This window comes from Pseudoalteromonas sp. 78C3, assembly GCF_002836695.1.
Classification (GTDB): Bacteria; Pseudomonadota; Gammaproteobacteria; order Enterobacterales; family Alteromonadaceae; genus Pseudoalteromonas; species Pseudoalteromonas arctica.
On the sequence record NZ_PJAV01000035.1, the window covers coordinates 1 to 1,429 of the forward strand.

Genomic DNA, 1,429 nt, shown 5'->3' on the forward strand with positions numbered 1-1,429 from the left:
TAATGCCAGTCAGTTAACAGCTGACTGGCTTTTTTTATTGGGGTATTTACTGGGTTTTGGTTTCACACACCTCGGATACGCCCGCTCCCGTTTTATCGGCAATATGTGATATTCAACTTGAGCTTGTAATTGCTCTATTGATTTAGGTATCCGTCCTGCATTTTCTATAAACATTGTATGAATAAGGTTAATAATACTAATAGCACACGTCGTAAAACTCAGGTGTTTTGCATATATCCCAGATTTTTTCTGCGCCATTTTCACCATCTGGTATCGGAGCAAGTTATAGCTCAACATTACGCCCCATAATTCTTGCGCTATCATCTCAGGTTTCTTGCTGCGTAGCGTAAAGTGACTATTCAGTAAGGTTTGTTTCATTTCTCGATAACCAAGTTCAATTTCCCACCGATCACTATAGAGGTCAACAATTTCAGCCTTAGGGAAACGCATTGGGTCTGTTAATGAAGTGAGTATATTCACCTCTTTCCCCTTAACCGTTTTTGTGACTAGCCTAACTTCAATGCTCTCTGGTAAATCGTCGAACTTTTTTCTCGCTTGTGCTGTTGCTTTTAGCTTGATGAGTTTGTCTTGACGACCTAGAGAGCGAACAATTTCATATTGCGTGCCTTTTCTCATCGGTTGAAGCCAATGCCTATTTACCCCAGCATGATGCCAACGATTGAGTAAGCCTAGAGAATAGAAGCCTCTATCAAATAACGTCAGTGAGTTATCGGGTGTTGCCTCGATTAAGTCTTCAGCCAACACCATTTCACTAGTACGACAACTATCAAAGGCGCTCCCCATTAATAAATGACTAGTTAACTCCATCAAACACACCATGCGAACCTGAGGGAAGGCCGTGTCACCATACTGATTTTTCCACATGGAGAATGCATGTTGATTTTCAGCAGTATCCGGTGTGCGCCAAATGACACCATCAACACCCAGTAGTGATAGCCCGCACCATGTGGGATGGTTCGCATCAGCATTCCACATTTGCTGACTTTGCTCAAAAACCTGTTTAACGGCATCAGCCCCAAGCCGCTGCCTAGCCTGTACAACCGCGCTGGGCGCAACGAGTTCTTTTTTACCTGGTAAAGCGAGCCCTAATTTACTGACAATACTCCACAGTGGGTCTTCACGATAAAACGACATACAAATGACTGTCCAAACGGCCATCTCAACAGGAAGCCTTCTTTTCCTTATCGTCGCGACACCTGCGGTTTCTGCGCATTGTTTGATAAACTCAGGGCATAAAAAATCACTCAGTTGACCTAAGCCTTCTGAATTGGGTGCGTAGCTATTGGCTAGAGAAAGTGCGGTAGTGAGTTGCAAAATAAAAGGCTCCTGAATAAATTCAGAAGCCTTTATAAACTAACCAGAAGATCGGTCAATGGATCGTTAAATATTTCTTAACTGATCGGCATTA

At 43.0% G+C, this 1,429-nt stretch carries 1 protein-coding gene; it reads right to left on the minus strand.

Annotated elements, in window-relative coordinates:
* Positions 1-9 precede the first annotated feature (9 nt).
* Entirely contained in the window at positions 10-1,335 is a 1,326-nt protein-coding gene (locus CXF76_RS00675) for an IS4 family transposase (protein ID WP_024589914.1), read from the minus strand.
* Between the last annotated feature and the right edge of the window lie 94 nt (positions 1,336-1,429).